General features: G+C 57.2%; 13 protein-coding genes. 9 read left to right on the plus strand and 4 right to left on the minus strand.

The genetic code is table 11. From position 1 onward, the window contains the following. The first annotated feature begins 5 nt into the window (after window positions 1-5). On the plus strand, window positions 6-4100 hold the full coding sequence (locus tag CFB04_RS18365) for a multicopper oxidase domain-containing protein (protein ID WP_088536512.1): 4095 nt from the start codon (window positions 6-8) through the stop codon (window positions 4098-4100). A 173-nt stretch (window positions 4101-4273) separates the two neighbouring features. Here CFB04_RS18365 and CFB04_RS17040 read toward each other — a convergent pair whose 3' ends face one another. Further along, the gene (locus tag CFB04_RS17040) at window positions 4274-4633 is read right to left on the minus strand and encodes a translation initiation factor Sui1 (RefSeq protein ID WP_088536513.1); all 360 of its coding nucleotides are present in this window, start codon (window positions 4631-4633) and stop codon (window positions 4274-4276) included. Between the two features lie 242 nt (window positions 4634-4875). On the opposite strand from CFB04_RS17040, the gene CFB04_RS17045 reads away from it, so the two are divergent. Then, window positions 4876-6501, plus strand: coding sequence for an NADP-dependent glyceraldehyde-3-phosphate dehydrogenase (locus CFB04_RS17045; RefSeq protein ID WP_088536514.1), 1626 nt, complete (start codon window positions 4876-4878; stop codon window positions 6499-6501). Between the two features lie 445 nt (window positions 6502-6946). Here the strand turns inward: CFB04_RS17045 and CFB04_RS17050 are convergent, their stop codons facing one another. Both CFB04_RS17050 and ligA read right to left on the minus strand, forming a co-directional pair. After that, window positions 6947-7222, minus strand: coding sequence for an acylphosphatase (locus CFB04_RS17050; RefSeq protein ID WP_088536899.1), 276 nt, complete (start codon window positions 7220-7222; stop codon window positions 6947-6949). A gap of 118 nt (window positions 7223-7340) precedes the next feature. After that, entirely contained in the window at window positions 7341-9347 is a 2007-nt protein-coding gene (gene ligA / locus CFB04_RS17055; protein ID WP_088536515.1) for an NAD-dependent DNA ligase LigA, read from the minus strand. A 320-nt stretch (window positions 9348-9667) separates the two neighbouring features. On the opposite strand from ligA, the gene CFB04_RS17060 reads away from it, so the two are divergent. The 6 genes from CFB04_RS17060 to CFB04_RS17085 all read left to right on the plus strand — a co-directional run bounded on the left by CFB04_RS17060 (window position 9668) and on the right by CFB04_RS17085 (window position 17042). Then, on the plus strand, window positions 9668-11701 hold the full coding sequence (locus CFB04_RS17060) for an ATP-dependent helicase (protein ID WP_088536516.1): 2034 nt from the start codon (window positions 9668-9670) through the stop codon (window positions 11699-11701). Between the two features lie 64 nt (window positions 11702-11765). After that, on the plus strand, window positions 11766-12095 hold the full coding sequence (locus tag CFB04_RS17065; RefSeq protein ID WP_088536517.1) for a nucleotidyltransferase domain-containing protein: 330 nt from the start codon (window positions 11766-11768) through the stop codon (window positions 12093-12095). Between the two features lie 45 nt (window positions 12096-12140). Continuing rightward, window positions 12141-12470 (plus strand): HEPN domain-containing protein, encoded by a 330-nt coding sequence (locus CFB04_RS17070; protein WP_088536518.1) that lies wholly within the window; start codon window positions 12141-12143, stop codon window positions 12468-12470. Between the two features lie 579 nt (window positions 12471-13049). Then, window positions 13050-13214: a hypothetical protein gene (locus CFB04_RS18370; RefSeq protein WP_231934260.1), complete on the plus strand. Its 165-nt coding sequence runs from the start codon at window positions 13050-13052 to the stop codon at window positions 13212-13214. A 306-nt stretch (window positions 13215-13520) separates the two neighbouring features. Beyond that, the gene (locus tag CFB04_RS17080; RefSeq protein ID WP_157698824.1) at window positions 13521-14387 is read left to right on the plus strand and encodes a hypothetical protein; all 867 of its coding nucleotides are present in this window, start codon (window positions 13521-13523) and stop codon (window positions 14385-14387) included. A 162-nt stretch (window positions 14388-14549) separates the two neighbouring features. Continuing rightward, complete coding sequence (locus tag CFB04_RS17085; protein WP_157698825.1) at window positions 14550-17042, plus strand: DUF4062 domain-containing protein; 2493 nt, start codon at window positions 14550-14552, stop codon at window positions 17040-17042. A 356-nt stretch (window positions 17043-17398) separates the two neighbouring features. Here the strand turns inward: CFB04_RS17085 and CFB04_RS17090 are convergent, their stop codons facing one another. Further along, entirely contained in the window at window positions 17399-18736 is a 1338-nt protein-coding gene (locus tag CFB04_RS17090; protein WP_088536521.1) for a DEAD/DEAH box helicase, read from the minus strand. Window positions 18737-18896: 160 nt separating this feature from the next. Between CFB04_RS17090 and trmB the strand changes: the two genes are divergently transcribed. Then, window positions 18897-19517, plus strand: coding sequence for a tRNA (guanosine(46)-N7)-methyltransferase TrmB (gene trmB / locus CFB04_RS17095; protein ID WP_088536522.1), 621 nt, complete (start codon window positions 18897-18899; stop codon window positions 19515-19517). Window positions 19518-19590 lie beyond the last annotated feature (73 nt).

Consider the following 19590-nt stretch of genomic DNA (forward strand, 5'->3'; position numbering starts at 1 on the left):
GAACTATGTACGGGCGAAATCTGTTGAAGAAGATGTTCCTGCTGACGACCGCCGTCCTTTCCTGTGGAACCGGCGCCGCCTTGGCAGCGACTCCGGTGCCGAATCCGGGAGGCACGCCTGATTACTTCGCCACACCGAACTGGGCGAACAGCCCTCCCCTCAGAAAATTCGTGGATACCCTTCCGGGGCTCGGGGTGGCAAATGCAAACAACCTGGGTCAGTACATGCCGGTTGCGATCCCTGACAGGAGCACGTATCCGGGGTCGGATTATTACGAGATCGAGATCGGCGAATACAATGAGAAGATGCATTCCGACCTCCCGCCGACCAGGCTTCGGGGATACCGTCAGACAAACACCAACAATGCATCAGTCAGGCAGTTCCGGTATCTGGGCCCCCTGATCATCGCCCGCAAGGACCGGCCGGTGCGCATCAAGTTCACCAACAGTCTTCCGACCGGTTCGGGTGGAGATCTCTTCGTCCCGACAGATACAACCGTTATGGGTTCGGGTGGGTTCGTGATCGATTATGATCCCGCGACGAAGCTCCCCATCCCCGAGATTTCAGGGATGTTCTCACAGAACCGCGCCACTCTACATCTCCATGGGGGGCACTCTCCCTGGATCAGCGATGGTACGCCGCATCAGTGGATTACTCCGAAGGGGGAAGATACCCCTTATCCGAAAGGGGTCAGTGTCGGATATGTGCCCGATATGTGGTTCGATGCGAACGGGAATACGATAACCTCATGCGCCGGGCAGACTACCTGTGCCGTTCCGGGAGCGACCAACAATCCGGGCCCGGGAGCGCAAACCTACTACTGGAGCAATCAGCAGAGTTCGCGGCTCATGTTCTACCACGATCATTCCTGGGGAATCACGCGCCTCAACGTCTATGTGGGTGAGGCTGCGGGTTTTCTGCTTACTGACGACACCGAGCAGAGCCTGCTCTCAGCCGGGCTCATTCCAGCAGACCAGATTCCGCTCATCATCCAGGACAAGACCTATGTGGACGAGACAACCCTTCCGGAGACCGATCCCACGTGGAATTGGGGTACCCAGCCGGGCTATGCCGTTACCGGCGATCTCTGGTGGCCCCATGTCTACATGCCTGCCCAGAACCCCTTCAATCCCAACATGAGCGGGATGAATGACTTCGGCCGGTGGCATTACGGCCCCTGGTTCTTTCCACCGACCCCTATTTGCGGGTCGAATCCCAATGCCGTAGTTCCCTATTGCATCACTCATGGGCCGGTGCCGAATCCCCTCTACGACCCAAATTGCGACCCGGCAACCGCCTCCAACGGGTTCTGCCAGCCCCCCGAGATGCCTGGTACCCCCAATCCCTCCTGGGGAGCTGAAGCATTTCTGGATACGATGATAGTCAATGGGACCGCGTATCCCTCAGTCACCGTCAGTCCGAAGGCATACCGCCTGCGGGTACTGAACGCCGCCCACGACCGGTTCCTCAATCTTCAGATATACAAGGCGAGCCCGATTGTAAGCAGCGTCACGCTTACCAACGGGGGGAGCGGCTACACCTCGGCTCCGACGGTCAGCATCACCGGTGGTGGCGGCAGGGGTGCTACCGCGGTGGCAACAGTGGACCTGACTCCCGGCAGCCCCACATTCGGTCGGGTCACCGGTATCGATGTCACCAGCGTAGGAAGCGGCTATACCTCGAACCCGACGGTCAGCATCACCGGTGGCGGCGGCAGCGGTGCTTCTGCCACGGCAGCCATTTATACCGCACCGACGGAAGTAGGAATGGTTCCGGCTGCTCCAACTTCGGGGTTCCCAGAGCTCTGGCCGACCGACGGCAGGGAAGGGGGAGTGCCCGATCCTGCCACGAGGGGCCCCGCCATGATCCAGATCGGGACGGAAGGCGGCTTCCTGCCCAAGCCCGTACTTCTCCCCAACCAGCCGGTCCAGTGGAATACAGATCCTACGATGTTCAACGTCGGCAACGTGCTCCAGCAGTCGGAGGGGGGCGGCACGCTCTTCCTCGGTCCGGCGGAGCGGGCGGACATCATAGTAGACTTCTCACAGTACGCCGGCCAGACTCTAATTCTCTACAATGACGCACCTACGGCGTTTCCCGCCCTAGACCCGCACTACGACTACTATACGGGCGCCCCCGACCGCCGCGACATCGGCGGGTATGGTCCGATTCCTCCCGGGGTAGGTCCTAACATCCGGACCGTCATGCAGATAAGGGTAAGCGGAAGCGGGGGAGCCGCCCCGGTCGACGGCTACAGCCCGGCTACACTGGCCGCGCTGAACAGCGCATTTGCCTCGACATCCACCAGCCCCGGTGTATTCGCATCCGGACAGGATCCGATCATCGTCGGCCAGACCGCCTACAACTCCACTTACAACACCACGTTCCCTTCCACCTGGCCCAACTGGGGTATCTCGCGGATCTCGGATACTGCCCTGAGCTTCAGGCAGCCCGATGGAACCCTCGTGAGCAATTTCCCGATGCTGACCAAGGCAATTCACGACGAAATGGGGGCGACCTTCGACGACTTCGGAAGGATGAGTGCCAAGCTTGGGCTCGAAGTACCATTCGTGAACGCGGCAAATCAGAACTTCATCCTCCAGAACTATGTCGATCCCCCCACTGAACTCGTCAAACCGGGCGAGTTCCAGATCTGGAAGATTACGCACAACGGCGTTGATACTCACCCCATCCACTTCCATCTCTTCGAGGTCCAACTGCTCAACCGCGTCGGATGGGATGGATTCATGAGATTGCCCGACCCGAACGAACTGGGGTGGAAGGAGACGATCAGGATTGCACCGCTGGAAGATACCATTGTCGCACTCCGGCCCAAGCCGGCGGAAGTCCCCTTCAAGCTGCCCAACAGCATTCGTCCGCTGAATCCTTCGGCTCCTCTCGGCTCAATGATGGGCTTCTCCCAGATCAACATCACCGATGGAGGCGCCCTGACCCCACCGGCCACTAACCAGATGACCAACTTCGGGTGGGAGTTCGTCTGGCACTGCCATATTCTGAGCCATGAAGAGAACGACATGATGCGGTCGCTTGCGCTGGCGATAGCTCCCGATGCGCCTTCGAACCTTGCCGCCATCATGTCCGGAGATCCGCTGCGGTCAAATCTGAGGTGGACGGACAATTCCAAGAATGAAACCCACTGGACAGTTCAGAGAGCACCTTCAACAGTCGGCCCCTGGACCACTATCGCCGTCGTGCCGTCTGCTACGGGAGCGACGACGGGGGGCATTGCGGCATACGCCGATACCACGATAGCCCCGGCTACCGGCTATTACTACCGGGTTATCGCCTCCAACATCGTCGGAAGCACCATCACCAGCTACTCCACTACCACTGCCGATTCGGCACCCAGCAACATCGCAGCCGCCGGACCACCGATCTCCGGTATCGGCGTCTTCCGCAGCGGCACCTGGCATCTCGACCTGAACAAGAACGGTTCCTGGGATGCGACCGACAGAACCTTCCTGTTCGGTGCCGCGGGTGACAGGCCTGTCACCGGAGATTGGAGCGGTGACGGTGCGTTCAAGGCCGGCTTCTTCCGTGCGGGCATCTGGACCCTGGATGCGAACAACAGCGGGATCTTCGATCAGGGAGACAGGACGTTCAGCTTCGGGATTGCAGGGGACAAGCCCGTAACAGGGGACTGGAACGGCACCGGAACGACGAAAGTCGGTACCGTACGCGGCAATACGTGGTTCCTCGACATGAACGGCAACGGTACGTGGGATGCCGGCGATGCCACATATTCTTTCGGTATACCGACAGACATTCCGGTGACCGGAGACTGGACCGGCAGCGGTACGACAAAAATCGGTGCCGTACGGGGCAATACGTGGTTCCTCGACATGAACGGCAACGGTACGTGGGATGCCGGTGATGCTACTTACTCTTTCGGCATACCGACAGATATTCCCGTGACCGGAGACTGGACCGGCACCGGACGGACCAGAATCGGCGTCGTTCGCGGCGGCTCCACCTGGTACCTGGATATTAACGGCAACGGTGCCTGGGATAACAGCACCGATGCGGTGGTATCGGGTTTCGGTATCTCCGGAGATATTCCGGTGACCGGGGTCTGGTAGCGTTGCATTGCCGCGCCTCCAAGAGCGCGGCTTGATTTGATGTGCGGCGAATGTATCGCCGCTGATGGGAGGTAATGAGGCAATTGCGAGCGGGGAGGGGCAAGGTTCCTCCCCGCTTCTTCTTTGAAGCACGACCATACTGGTGGAGTGAATTTAAAAAAGAAGATGTCGACTTATCCGCCGGCCGCCTTCACCCGAAATCCCCTTTTTTCGAGATCCGCCAGAAGAGTGTCCCGATGGTCCCCCTGGATTTCGATCACCCCGTCCTTGACTGTACCCCCCGTGCCGCAGCGGCGCTTGAGCTCGGTGCAGAGGGATCGCAGGTCGTCAGCGCTACCGGGAACTCCCGAGATGACTATGACCGTCTTTCCTCCGCGGCCGCTCTTCTCCCGCCGCACCCGCACGATGCCGTCCCCCCCCTCGGTGACTGATTTCTTACGACAGATGCACGAAGCAGTGGGCTTGCCGCAGCCAGTGCAGATCCTCCCATGTTCGGATGAGTAGACCAAACGTGAGTCGTCCTTTTTTGCCATGACATCGTTCCTTTGCTTGTGATTCTGTGCCGGTGCGGCTGGCGGCGACATGCCTTTCGGCCGCATTGACAGCCCGTTGCGGAGTGTTATCATTTATCTGCGCTAATGCCGGCCCTTAAGTCGGAATGCAGAAGGGGCTGGAACGTGCGTCGCATCGTGAAAACGGCCCTGCGCCAGCCGCGGGGCTTCTTTTCGCGGTGCGAGCCCCCGCCCTTCCTCATATTCATCCTGTGGAGAACACCATGTCGAGAGCATCGTCGATTCATGAAATCTTCCCCGCCGAGGCGGACATTCCCGCAGAAGCCAGGCTTTCTTCGCCGGTGTCACTTACCGAGTACCTCATCAACGGCGAGCTCCTTGTCTGGAACGGGCAGCTGGAGGAGGTGTACTCGCCGGTCTGCGTGAAGCGAGCGAGCGGACCTTCGCGGCAGCTGATCGGCGCGTTCCCCCTGATGACGGAGAAGAAGGCGCTGGAGGCTCTGGATGCGGCGGTGGCGGCCTACGACAGCGGCAGGGGACGGTGGCCGACGATGGCGGTGAAGGACCGGATCGCCTGCGTCCAGACATTCGCCTACGAGATGAAGAAGCAGCGGCAGGAGGTGGTGCGGCTCCTCATGTGGGAGATCGGCAAGCCCCTGCGGGAAGCGGAGAAGGAGTTCGACCGGACGGTAGCCTACATTGAAGATACCATCGATGCGGTGAAGGATCTCGACCGGGTTTCCTCCCGCTTCGTGATCGAGCAGGGGATCATCGGCCAGATCCGCCGTGCGCCGCTGGGCGTGGCACTATGCATGGGGCCGTTCAACTATCCCCTCAACGAGATGTTCACCACCCTCATTCCCGCGCTCATCATGGGTAACACCGTGCTCATGAAACCGCCGCGCCACGGCGTGCTTCTGTTTCAGCCGCTCCTGCCGGCATTCCGGGAGGCCTTCCCGCCGGGAGTCATCAATACCGTGTTCGGAGCCGGGAGGACCGTCGCCCCCCCGCTCATGGAGTCGGGGAGGATCGACGTCGTCGCGTTCATCGGGAGCAGCAGGGCCATCGGCCCCCTGCAGAAGGCCCACCCGAAACTGCACCGGCTGAGGTCGGTACTGGGGCTTGAAGCGAAAAATCCCGCCATTGTCCTTCCCGATGCCGATCTGAAGCTCGCGGTGGAAGAGTGCGTAACCGGGACCCTCTCCTTTAACGGCCAGCGCTGCACCGCGCTCAAGATACTCTTCGTGCACCGGAAGGTGGTGGAGGAGTTCCTCGGCCTCTTCGTCAGGGCGCTGGACACACTGCCCTGCGGGATGCCGTGGGAGCCGGGGGTGGTCGTCACGCCGCTTCCGGAAGCGGGGAAGCCCGAGTACCTGTCCCGGCTCGTGGAGGATGCAAGGCGCCACGGCGCGAAGGTCATGAACGAAGGGGGAGGGAGCGTCAACGCCACCTTCTTCTACCCCGCCCTAGTCTATCCAGTGAACGATCAGATGAAGCTTTGGACCGAGGAGCAGTTCGGGCCGGTGATCCCGGTGGTCCCCTTTGATGACGTGGAGATGCCCATCCGCTACATCGTGGAGTCGGACTACGGGCAGCAGGTTAGCATCTTCGGGAGGGACCCGGACAGCCTCGCCCACCTCATCGACCCCCTGGTGAACCAGGTGAGCAGAGTCAACATCAACAGCCAGTGCCAGCGGGGCCCCGACATCTTCCCATTTACCGGCCGGAAGGATTCGGCCGTGGGCACCCTCTCCGTCACCGATGCACTGCGGGCATTCTCGATCCGGACGCTTGTGGCGGCCAAGGAGACCGAGCTCAACAAGGAGCTGATTACGGCCATTGTCAGGGAGAGGCAGTCGAACTTCCTGTCCACCGACTTTATATTGTAACGGTCGCTGAAAAACGGCCATCTCGTCGCCGTCCTCGAAAGCCCCTTTGTGCGGCGTAGCGCAGCTACGCCTCCGCGGGGGCTTTCTGCGGGTGCGACGATCTGACCATTTTTGAGCAACCTCAGGTCTTTCCGGAGACTCAGACAGTTCATAAGAACCTGTCTTCCGCCGCCGGCTCCTCCTCCTGCTCCTCGACCTAGCGCTGTTTATGCCCCAGAGGGTACTACGCCTGTGGGCCATCGTCGTCGCCGACGACGGAATCATCGCGAATCTGACGCCGCTGAATCCGGACTTTAGGCCTCAAGCGTATTAAGTTCAACTCAGGTTGTTCAAAAGCAGTCAGATCGTCGCACCCGCAGGAGCGACCGCGGAGGCGTAGCGGCGCTACGCCGCACAAGGAAGCGACGAGGACGGGGGCGAGATGACTGCTTTTCAACAACCTCCTCTAGTGCCGCACCTCGAAGCCGACGAGTTCGCCAGTATACCTCTCATCCTCCACCTGCACTTCGTCCACCCGGGCTGCCGGTGGGCCGGTGCGGCACCAGTCGATGAGTGACCTTACCGCTTCCTCCTCACCTTCGAAGCACCCCTGTACGCTCCCGTCCGGGAGGTTTTTCACCCACCCCTGAACGCCGAGCCGGTCGGCGGTGTACCGGGTGTAGTAGCGGAAGCTCACTCCCTGGACCTGTCCCCGAATAGTAATCATGGTGCGGATCTTCATTTTTTCACCCCCCACGAAATAATTTGCCACAGAGGCCCGGAGACGCAGAGGAAGGGGAAAGAAACGTATCATTCAGTCTTGCATGACATGTCACTGCATTCTCTGCGGTAGCTACCCTCTACTTCAGCATCTCCAAAAATTCCTCCTCCGTCAGCACCTTCACCCCCAGCTCCCGCGCCTTCTCCAGCTTGCTCCCCGCCTCCTCGCCGGCAACCACGAAGTCGGTCTTGCGGGAGACGGAACCGGCCGCGTGCCCCCCTTCTCCTTCCACAAGCTTTTTAGCCTCTTCGCGGGTGAAGCGGGTCAGGGCGCCGGTAAAGACGAAGGTCTTTCCGGTGAAGCGGCCGCCGACCCGTTTCTCCTCTACCGAAGGGGATACGCCGGCTGCGAAGAGGCGCCGGATTACCTCAAGGTTCTGCTCGTTGTCGAAGAAGGTCCTGATGCTGGTTGCCACCTGGGGACCGATCTCGCGGACAGACAGGAGTTCTTCTTCCGTTGCCCGCTCCAGGTGTTCGATGCTGCCGAAGGACCCCGCGAGAAGCTTTGCCGTGTGCTCTCCTACGTGCCGGATGCCGAGAGCGTAGATGAATCGGGCGAGTTCACGCTTCTTGCTGCTCTCGATGGCGTTGAGAAGATTCTCCGCCAGTTTGTCCCCCATCCGCTCGAAGAGCATGAATTGGTCTTTCACGAGGTAGTAGAGGTCCGCTACATTCTTTACGAGGCCCAGGCGCAGGAGCTGTTCGATGTATTTTATCCCCAAACCTTCGATGTCCATGGCGCGGCGTGAGGCGAAATGGATGATGGTCTCGCGGATCTGGGCGGGGCAGGAGAGCCCCAGGCAGCGCACAGCCACTTCCTCTGGTATTCGTACAATCTCGGAGCCGCATTCGGGGCAGGTAGAGGGAACAGGAAGCGGACGCTCAGCCCCCGTCCGCTTCTCGGGGAGGACTTTCACCACTGCCGGAATCACGTCCCCGGCCCGCTCGATGAGCACCGTGTCGCCGATCCGGATATCCTTCCGTTCCATCTCGTCCCAGTTGTGGAGGGTGGCTCGTGAAACAGTGACCCCTGAGACCTCCACCGGCCGCAGCAGCGCCGTGGGGGTAAGGACCCCAGTCCGGCCCACCTGCGTTATGATATCCTCTACGACGGTCACCGCCTGGCGCGGGGGGAATTTCCACGCTATTGCCCATTTCGGAGAGCGGCTTTTCACCCCCAGTTCCCGCTGGAGATGGAGGGAATCCACCTTTACTACGACACCGTCGATCTCGTACGGCAGAGAATCCCGGTCTTTGCCGATTCCCTCGTAATAGGCGAGGATGCCGGCAACACCATTAACCTTCTCAGCCCGCGGGTTCACCGGCAGCCCCCACTGCGGGAGTGTTGCGAGGAACTCGCTCTGTGAGGTGAAGCCTGCTCCGGCAACCTCTCCCGGGCCGTAGCAGAAGATGGAGAGGGGGCGCCTGGCCGTTATGCGAGGGTCGAGCTGCCGCAGCGACCCGGCAGCAGCGTTGCGGGGGTTTGCGAACTGGGCTTCTCCCGCTTCCTGCCGCTCCAGGTTGAGTTTCCGGAATGCGTCGAGAGGGAGATAGACCTCGCCCCTTATCTCGAGCAGCCGGGGGGGCGCCTCGGTGTGCAGGCGAAGGGGGATGCTCCGGATGGTTCTCAGGTTCTGGGTGATCTCTTCCCCGGTGAAGCCATCCCCCCTGGTGGAGCCTACGGTGAAGTCGCCGTTTTCAAAGACGAGTTCCACGGCGACTCCGTCCATCTTCGGTTCGCAGACGTAAGTGATTTCGGCGGAGAGAGCCATTCCCAGCTCACGCTTCACCCGTCCGTCGAAGTCGGCGATATCCTGATCAGTCAGCGCGTTCTCCAGAGAGAGCATCGGAATGCGGTGGGTCACCTGGGCGAACTTCTCCAGCGGCTTCGCGCCCACCCGCTGTGTCGGCGAGTCGGGGGTCACTAGTTCCGGAAACCGGTTTTCCAGCTCAAGCAGCTCCCGCATGAGGAGATCGTATTCGGCATCGGTGATCTGCGGGGCATCGAGGACGTAGTACAGGTGGTTGTGCCGGTTTATGTCGTTGCGCAATGCCTGAATGCGGGCTTCTGCGGCGGGCTTTTCCATGGGGGCTCCTTCGAATGATTATGAGCTTATAACATAGCGATTTGGCCTTTGCAATTGCTCCCCCTTGGCACAAAACTCGCCTTCTTGATTTACCGGTTCCCCTCTGCTATCCATGAACGGCCGGGCATTCGCCCGGCTGTTCAGGCAGCTGATAAACTACTGCGGGGCCGATCTGCTTTGTTGCCACTCGCTACGGAAGCTCAACGTAGCGCTGCTACGCCTCGCTCCCTCGCTCGCTTGCGCCTCGCATCCCGGCCTCCTCGCTACGTTTCTCAGCAGCCTGACCCTCATCCGATACTCCAGAAACAGACAAGGTTCATATGCTAGATTTACGCACGCTCAATCCGCAGCAGCTGGCTGCGGTTAAACATACCGAAGGCCCCCTCCTCGTCCTGGCAGGCGCGGGGTCCGGTAAGACGAAGGTAATTACCTGCCGCATCGGCCATCTTCTTGAGAAGGGGGTTCCGGCCGACCGGATTCTGGCGGTTACATTCACTAACAAAGCCGCCAAGGAGATGCAGGAGAGGGTCCGGGAGCTCGTGGGGAAGGCGCGCTGCGAGGGTATGATCATTGCCACCTTCCATTCCCTCTGCGTCCGCATCCTCCGCCGTGAAATCGGCCTTCTCGGCTACAAGAAGAACTTCTCCATCTACTCCACTTCCGATCAGCTTGGGCTCGTCCGTCAGGCGATGCGGGATGCGGGGGTGGACGCCAAGAAGATCGACGGCGAGACGATCCTCTGGAAAATCTCGGCCGCGAAGAATGCTCTCGTGCCGCCGGAGCGCTACCAGCCGGGAACGGGGGAGGAGCGGGGGGATGCCGTCGCCGCGGTTTACTCCCGCTACCAGTCCGCTCTCAAGGCATGCAACGCGGTGGACTTCGACGACATCATCATGCTCACGGTGGAGATCCTCCGCCGCTTCCCCGAGGCGCTCAGCCGCTGGCAGGAGCACTTCCAGTACATCATGGTGGACGAATACCAGGACACGAACCCATCCCAGTACCTCCTCATCCACCTCCTGGCGGAGAAGCACCGCAACCTCTGCGTGGTGGGGGACGACGACCAGTCGATCTACGGCTGGCGCGGAGCGGATGTGGAGAAGATCCTCGCCTTCGAGCACGACTACACCGGATGCCGGGTGGTGAAGCTCGAACAGAACTACCGCTCCCTTGGGAACATCCTGGAAGCTGCCAACAGCGTTATCCGCAACAACGGGAAACGGAAGGAGAAGAGCCTCTGGACGTCGAGCGGATCGGGGAGGCTCATCGACCTGATCGTCACCCACGACGAGGAGGAAGAGGCCTCGACGGTCGTGGAGCGGATACAGGCCGAAGCCTTCAAGCACAACATGGAGTACGGCGACTTCGCCATCCTCTACCGGACCAACGCCCAGAGCAGGGCCTTCGAAGAGCAGTTACGGTTCGAGTCGATCCCCTACATTCTCATCGGGGGGATGCAGTTCTTCGAGCGAAAGGAAGTGAAGGACACCATCTCCTACCTGAAGGTGCTCGACAACCCCCAGGACGAGCAGTCGCTCCTTCGCATCGTCAACTTCCCCCGGCGCGGCATCGGCGACTCCACCATCGTGAAGATCAACCAATGGTCGGCCCGGCAGGAGTGCACCCTTTTCGAGGCCCTGGGCCGGGCGGCGGAAGTTGAAGATCTCGGGGAGCAGGCGCGGGAGAAGGTCCTTGGATTACACCGGTTCCTAACTGAGCAGGCGGCGCTCTTTTCCGACGGCGAAAATCTGGCTGAGAAGGCCCGCGATCTCTTGAAAAAGGTTGGGATCGAGGAGGAACTCTACCGGACGGTGGAAGACCGGAACACGGCGCGGCGAAAGGTTGAAAACGTCGAGCAGGTGGTAAATTCGTTCGCCGCTTACGAGGAGAGGAGCACGCGCCCGACTCTCTCCGGGTTTCTCGAGAAGGTTTCCCTAATGGACGAGGACCGCTTCTCAGGAAAGGACAAGAAGGAGCCGGAGCGGAACGCGGTGACCCTCATGTCGCTCCACTCCAGCAAGGGGCTTGAGTTCCCCTGCGTCTTCCTCGTGGGGCTCGAAGAGGAGATACTCCCCCACAAGAGGTCCATCGAGGTGGACTTCACCATCGATGAAGAGCGGCGCCTCTGCTACGTCGGCATCACCCGCGCCCGAAAGCACCTCGTGATTACCCGCTGCCTCCACCGCAAGAAGTACGGGAAGCTGGAGGAGCGGACCCCGAGCCGCTTTCTCGACGAGATCCCCGAGCACCTCCTGGCATGCAGCAAGGGCGCAGCCGCAGCTGCCGCAACGGAGGAGGAGGCGGACAAGATGGCAAACGACTTCTTCGCCAAGATGCGCGGGATGCTTGGATAGAAGATTGGATTGTACTGAGACATCTGCTATAGTTGCCTCGATTTTTCAGGAAGTTGGGAGAGAGATGGGCGACGTGGACAAGAAAATCATAGAGGATCTGAAACGCCGCCTCCCCCCGGAGGTTTTGGGGCACATCCGGCAGATGATCATGTTCGGCTCCCGTGCCCGTGGAGACGCCGCGGAGGATTCGGACCTGGATCTGCTGGCCGTCGTAGACGAAAAAACTCCTGAACTGGAGCAGGCTCTCGACGATGCCGCGTACAGTGTCATGTGGGACTTTGACTTCAGGCCGACCATTTCTCTCAAGGTAATTCCGGAAAGACGTTTCCAGCGGGGCATCGCGGCAGGGTTCTCGTTCTACCGGAACGTGGTGCGGGAAGGGATCAGGGTATGACCGAGGAAGTGAGGTTGTTTCTTGAGAAGGCGGACCATGCTCTGAATGTTGCGGCTGAACTCCTTGTACGACGATATTCTCCCGATGCCGCCAGCAAAGTCTATTACAGCCATGTTTTATGCCGCCAAGGCGCTGCTCGCCTCAGAAGGAATTGATGTGGTCAAGCATTCAGCAGTGGAATCCGCCCTCGGCTTTCACTTTGCCAAAACGGGGAAGCTTGACCCCCGGTACCACCGGATGTTCATCAATGCCCGCAAGATACGGGAGATTGCTGATTACGATATCGACGAGGAGATCGTGGAGCCGGATGCAGCTTTGAAGCTGGAAGAAGGCCGGGAGTTTGTGGCAGCTGTGAAGCGGCTCCTGGTCGGTTGAACTTGAAACCTCCGTGACTTCAATCCAATCGCGGAGTTCCCTGAAGCCCGACATCTCTCCATTCTTTTATGAAGTCTCCTATATCCCCCTGACACGGCTTGTGCAGGGGGATATTTTTTAATCCAAGACAGGGCTCACTCGTGAACATGGTCAATAGTCAGAGATAGCTGGAACAGATCGATCCTGTGTGCGTCGGGTTTATCTGTCTTTCTTTCAGCTCATCAAGCTGAAGCCGGGGGCGCATACGCGATGATGGTCTTTACATTGTTGGGAGAGGGAATTATAGTGCGTCTTAATTGGAGGGCGTCTAGTTTCGGGGCCGTGCCAAGAAGGTGGGAGCAATCAGGTGAGATGTGAATAGTATTTTCCGTATTGCGAGGGCATGATTAAGTCGCGATTGAACCTTAAGGCGGGCCAGAAGGGAACGAAGAAGCTCATGGAATTGTACGGGGATCGTCTGCTCTATGTCCGGTACCGGTATGACGAGAGCCGTGGCGTCAGGATGAAACCGTTGAGCTTGTCGTCGAGGAGAAGGCGTGGCAACCTGCAGGGCCGCCACGGGACGAGGAGGTCGTGCCGGTGGCTGTGGGGTATAGGGAGAAGGACCTGCGGGAGCTGGTAAAGGCGGCGGGGGGAAGATGGAGCGCCGAACAGAGGCTCTGGTTTGTCCCCTATAGCCGGATTCGCGGCACTGAGCTGGAAGGAAGAGTTCCTCCCGATGTCTTTAAAATCAAGAGGAAGTAGCAAGTTTTTTTTGGAAAAAGCATCCTGTACAAGATGCAATAATGCCATTGTAGGCATCCTATTTAAGCTGCCGAAAAGCATCCTATATTAGATCTCAGTATCTTAAATAGGATGCTTTAACTGGTCAATAAGTAGTTGAACAAGAAAACACAGGAAGGACGACGTATGAAATCTTGTGCAATATACTACCCTTACATCGAGGTGCCACGAAACAGTTGGTTTACGAGGGTTTTGCTATACTGGGATGAAGTGGGTGCGATTGTGCCGTCGGAATATATTTACGACCCGCAGCAGCTCGGAACATACATGCGTGAACTGGTTAAGGAACAGCTTGTCACGCAACTTGTCCCCGGAATGTACCTGTATAATTTACGGAATTTCGCCACTTCTTTCATTCAACATCTCGACAAAGTTTACCGACGACATCCCTTTCAGTACAGGATTCCCTGGGTGAAGGTCCACATGGAAAAATTAAGAGAAGTTGGTGACATGCTAGTTGAAAGGGATTTAGCGAGAGAAAATCCTGATGATTCAGGTGTGTGGTACGAGGTTGAACCTAGAACAGCAAATCTCTTTATGGCGTACCTAGCCGCAGTTTTAGGACAATTGGTCAGCGGAGATCGCTATTATCCGATCACAGAAAACGAGAGACTGCTTAATCCTTTCATTCCCCACGGTACGTTTAAGAAAGAAGCCAACGTCGCTCGTAAAGTCATTCTGGAGGGAGTACTGCCATCGCCAACGAGCGCAATTCAGCCTGGGCGGCTAGCTGAATTTAAGGCTAAGTATGGTCGTGAACTTAAAGCATTTCGACGAGAAATAGAAAAACAAGTCTCGGAAATCGCAACGATAGAAAATGAAGATGCTCGTATTTACCGACTCGATCACACTAAAGGTGATTTGCAAGAGATGGTAGAAGAGATTTCCTCCAGAATGACAGAAGAAAAGAAATGGCCAACTGTTACCTTCGGTGATTTTTGTGCAATAGCTGGATCGGCGGTGAGTGGCTATAAAGCTATCCTAGATAAAGATCTGGCTTTCGGTCTTGTGGCTGCTGGGTTTGGGCTTGCTCCGGCCGTATTCAATGCGTTTAAAGGATCAAGTGTAACATTGGAAGATAAACCTTTGGCCTATGCTGCAATCGCTAGGCGGCAATTTGCAACGAAGTCTTGAGAGTAAGTGAGTCGCGCCCCGACGAATATGTTCAACCAGCGCCACGACTGGACAAGCGCCGGTCAGGCTTGTGACGTTGATGAGAAGAGAAAAAAAGGAAAAAAGGACATATGCTAATTGTTGATGAGTTTTCATTCAATTTTCAAGTTTCGGTACTCAGTCATGTTTAGCACTCGTAAGATCATCCGAGCATTTCTGGCCTCTCCTGGCGACCTCCAAGAAGAGAGAAAAGCCATTCGAGAAGTTGTTGACGAATTCAACGAGTCTTGGGCGAATGAGCTTGGTTATCAAGTCGAACTGGTTGGTTGGGAAGAGACAGTTGCGGGATTCGGTCGCCCGCAGCATCTAATAAATCAAGATCTCGATCGGTGCGATTTATTTCTTGGAATGATCTGGAAAAGGTGGGGTACCCAGCCAGACCACGGCGGCGCATTCTCCTCTGGGTTCCATGAGGAATTCGAACGATCGGTGGCAAGGCGCGAGAAGACCGGGAGTCCAGAAATATCGCTCTTTTTCAAGCAGATCCCAGACGAGTTCATGGTGGATCCAGGTCCTGACCTGAAGAAAGTAGTGGATTTTAGAGAAAAGATCATCGCTGGAAAGAAGATTCTATTCCAGAACTTTTTGACGGTACGTGATATGGAAATACTTGCCAGGAAATGCGTCACCACGTATGTGAATCGCATCAGGGCCGAACATGAATCATCCGAGCCAGACGAGCTGCGTGCGAAAAGTCCTTTGTCAGATACTGGGGAGGTAAGGGAGGGTTACAAAGGGCGCGAATCGTCGCCGCTGTCTGTTGAAGGCTTTGAATTTCTTGAGGGACTTGTTGAAAGGTTAAAGCAGCCAGATTCTTTGGATTCGCTCAGTGCAAATGATATTGCGCGGTTTAGATTGCTGGCAAACTCAGTATCAAAACCGGGCAACGAGGTGATGAATCTAGGAGTCCATGATATTAATATCCTCTTTGCTGCACAAATCGAAGGAACGAAATTGGGTGAGAGAGAGACACGCTGCTTGGCTCGTTTGGGCTTTGAACATCTTGCTAACGAGAATGTACCCATGTGGTGCTGGTATTCTGCCCTAGCGGATTCAACGCTCAATCCCGCCATCGTCTCATCGTTTGTAGGAGCCAACGAGAACGAGCAGGTTGGAGCAATCACAGTTTTGAGCGTATTAGAACTTGATCTTTCGACGGATGACGACACGGTCAAAAGAGATTGGATTATAGATGCCTGGTTCTCAGATAATGCATCGGCCAAAGTGCGGACAGCAGGGTTAGGATATCTTGCCAAATGCGGCACTGCGGGTGATCTGGTAATCGCGAAAAAGGAATACGATCGTAGCGACTATGGTACATCTCGTAACGCACTTGAGTGCATGGTTGCGATACTGCTTCGAACTGGGCAGACGAAGGCGGCTCAAAAGCTGGTCCTTGAATCACAGTTCGAAGCACTCAATGACAATCTGCTGAGGTCTGTGCTAGTGGATTTCGATGGAGTAGAAACTTCAGCTCTACTTCTTGGTCTTGAACATCGCAGCCCAAAGGTTCGACTGAGCGTAATGGAGGCGCTGCATGGCCGGGGTGCGCTGGATATTAGTATGGCGGAGCGACTATCTGGGGATAGTGATGCTCTGGTGCGCAGGAAGGCAGTCGCGGTACTTTTGAATCTTGGCAAGCCTCTAACTGTGGAGGGAGTTAAGAAGATCCTCGTCCAGACACAAAAGCAACCTAGGCCTGGTCTTTTAGGGTTAGGCATTGTGACAGACACAGACAAGAGGGGAGAGAAGCTTTTCCAGCAATATCAGTTGGATGTATTGAAGAGACATTCTGAGGCGGAGTTGGAGAAGATTGTCGGCGCGTGCCTAATGTATGATGACGCTGCGTACTTCGCTCTTGCTGAGAGGTATTTCAGAAACCGTGCCGCTGAGCTTCGTCGCGACGTGGACGACAAGTTCAGTACATATTTCGAAAAGCAAATGCAACGGACGGAGTCTGCTTTTGGTGATAGTTCCGCCAGTAAGGATCTTGTCAAGAAGACGAGAGACTTGGAAGATTTTTTACGTAAAGAGCTCACAAGGCGAGGGTTGAATGTTCTGTGTGCGGCCCAAAAGCCAGAGGATTTGCAGAGGATTAGAGCTAACCTCCGAGACGGCTATGCAGGAACGTCAAAGCTTGATGCAGAGTATTTGGGGAAGCATGGGGAGTGGACTGATATACCCATGCTTGCAAACGCCGAGGGGCCAAAGATCGGTACAACACTGTTAACGATGTCGAGTGATGAGGAGTTTCAACTTGAAGTCGCGAGGGCCATAACTTCAATCGGGAAGGGACACTCGATCTCAGATCTTCTTTCTCTTGAGATGCCAGCGGCTATTTTGAAGAAAACCATTGGACTATGTTCTGAATCACGGTTCTCGCAAATATCGCGAGATGCCTTGCTCTCCCTGTTCAACAACGAGTCAGATGGGGTCCGTAAAGCCGCGGCTGTAATGGCTGTCCGGGCGTTCCCGGCTAAGCGAATCAAGTCAATTCTTCGTGAATACGTCGGCAGCGAAAAGTATCGTTACTACAACATCATCCATTGGCTGGACCTTGGGGCGTCGATGCGTCGGGATGACGCCAGAAAGGTTGCGCGGTCGGCCTGCAGCTAGCGAATCACTAGAGGAAAGATAAAGGGTCTATCCATTTTCCATTTATGAAGAAATGGGATTTACAACCACGTAAAGAGGAAGGCGTATGGGGAAGGCGTATGGGGTCAGACCTACACAATTGACAAGGAACCAGTCTTAGATACCACACTGTGTGAATATCACTGCGCGGGTGGGCTAAGGGGACATAGTTAATAAGTTGAGTAGGGTAGAGTAAGGGCCGGGTCGGTAGTGACCAGGTCCCGACATCAGATCTGGCATCCTGTATCGCGTAATCTGAGTAGTTTTAGTGTTAAATGTGAAAAGGGAGCCTCTCGGCTCCCTCGGCTCCCTTTTTCATGTAACGGGGTTTGAAGCACCTACTCCTGCTTCTGCCCCCCATCCCCCTGCTTCTCCCCATTCCCCGCCGGCTTCCTCTTCCGCGGCCGCCGCCGCTTCTTCTTAACCTCACCCGCCGCTTCTCCCGGCTTTGCGTGGGGGCGGTCGTGGGTCTTGCCGTGGGTTTTCGCTTCGGGCTTCGGTTTAGGCTTCGGCCTTGCCGTCCGTTTGTAGTCGTGGACGAACATGTCGTCTTCAGCCCATTCGGTGGGGACCTTCTGTTTGCTGAATTCTTCAATTGCCTCGATGAAGAACGCGCCGTCCTCGTCAGCCAGGGAAATCGCCTTCCCTTCCGCGCCCGCCCGTGCTGTGCGGCCGATGCGGTGGACGTAGTCCTCCGGGTCCTGGGGGAGGTCGTAGTTGATGACGTGGGAGACCCCCTCGATGTGTAGGCCGCGGGATGCAACATCGGTGGCGATGAGGATCGGGAGCTTTCCTTCCTTGAACTGTTCCAGAATCCGCAGCCGCTTCTTCTGCTCGACGTCACCCGAGATGATCCGGCAGGGGAAGTCGTTGGCGTTGAGCCGGTCGTGGAGGAACTCCCCTTCACGCTTCGTGTTGACGAATATCATCGTCCGCTCCATTCCTTCCTTCCGGAGCAGCCCCAGCAGCAGGGGAAACTTTTCCTTCCTCGCCACATGGTAGAGAACCTGGTCGACCCGCTCGGCGGTCATCTTTTCAGGCGTTACCGAGACTTTTTCCGGCAGGTTCATGAACTCGTAGGCGAGCTCCATCACGCGCGTGTTCAGGGTTGCCGAAAACATCAGGTTCTGCCGTGCGTCGAAGGGGGGGAGGCGCCGCAGGATGAAGCGCAGGTCGGCGATGAATCCCATGTCGAACATCCGGTCCGCCTCGTCGATGACGAGCACTTCGATGTGCTTGAGGGTGTAGACCTTCTGCTTCAGGTAGTCGATGAGCCGCCCTGGAGTGCCGATGACCACGTCGGCCCCTTCCTTGAGGGCGTTTTTCTGCTTCATGTAGTCGACGCCGCCGTAGATCGCCTGGATGGTCAATCCGGCGTGCTTCCCCAGGAGCTGCGCGTCCTGCTCGATCTGCACGACAAGTTCCCGTGTCGGGGCGAGGATGAGCGCTCGCGGGCGTTTCGCTGGGTCCTGCTTTTCTTCCTTGAGAAGCTTTGCAAAGAGAGCTATCAGGAAAGCGGCTGTCTTCCCCGTGCCCGTCTGGGCCTGCCCCGCCACGTCGCGCCCCGCAAGAGCCAACGGCAGGGTCTGCTCCTGGATGGGTGTACAGTCGGTGAAAGCGGCATCGGTGATCCCGCGCATAACAGGTTCAGGCAGGGGGAACTCGGTAAACTTCATCTTTAAAATCCTTATCTTATGAATTTCAGCCCTACGGCTATACCATACCTGTTCCCAAATGGCAATCCCAGGCCCCCCGAATGGCTTCCACCGTAGATTTGCCTTCTCTCGTGCGGTCGGGCTGTGATATGGTTACGCCCAAAAAAACCGGACCTTTCACGTGCAATCATTCATTCACATAGATTCACCATACTACCTCAAGACGGAAAACATTGATTCTCCTGCCGACTGGCGGGAGATATTCGGAAACGATAACCCGCTGGCGCTGGAGATAGGCTGCGGGATCGGCGATTTCATCGTGAAGACGGCCCAGGATCGCCCCGATATCAATTTTATCGCCATCGACTACTACAACAAGGGGTGCTTCAAGACCTGCCGCCGTATCGAGCGGCACGGGGTAACGAACGTGCGGGTCGTGCGGGTAGAGGCGCGCGAGTTCATTGCCGAAAAGCTCACAAGGGGGTCGCTGGCGGCGGTCTACATCAACTGCCCCGATCCGTGGCCCAAGAAGCGGCATCGGAAGCGCCGCCTCGTCAACCGGCAGTTCGTAGAGCTTCTGCGGGAGTACCTTGCTCCCGGAGGGGAGTTCAACTTCGCCACCGACTTTGCCGACTACGGGATAGATGTTGCGGGGATGCTGCCGGGGGTGGAGGGGATGGAGAACCGGCTGGCGCCGGACCTGTACCGGCATGAAGTTGATGGGTATCACCTTTCGAAGTACATGCTCAAGTTCCTTGCGGAGGGTCATAAGATATACTTCATGCAATATAGGAAAGCTTGATCTCTGGTTAGGTCAGAACCGTAGCTCCTCAATGTTTCGTTTCCAGGGGCGTTGCCCCTGACCCCACTTACTT

This window comes from Geobacter sp. DSM 9736 (assembly GCF_900187405.1).
Classification (GTDB): Bacteria; Desulfobacterota; Desulfuromonadia; order Geobacterales; family Geobacteraceae; genus DSM-9736.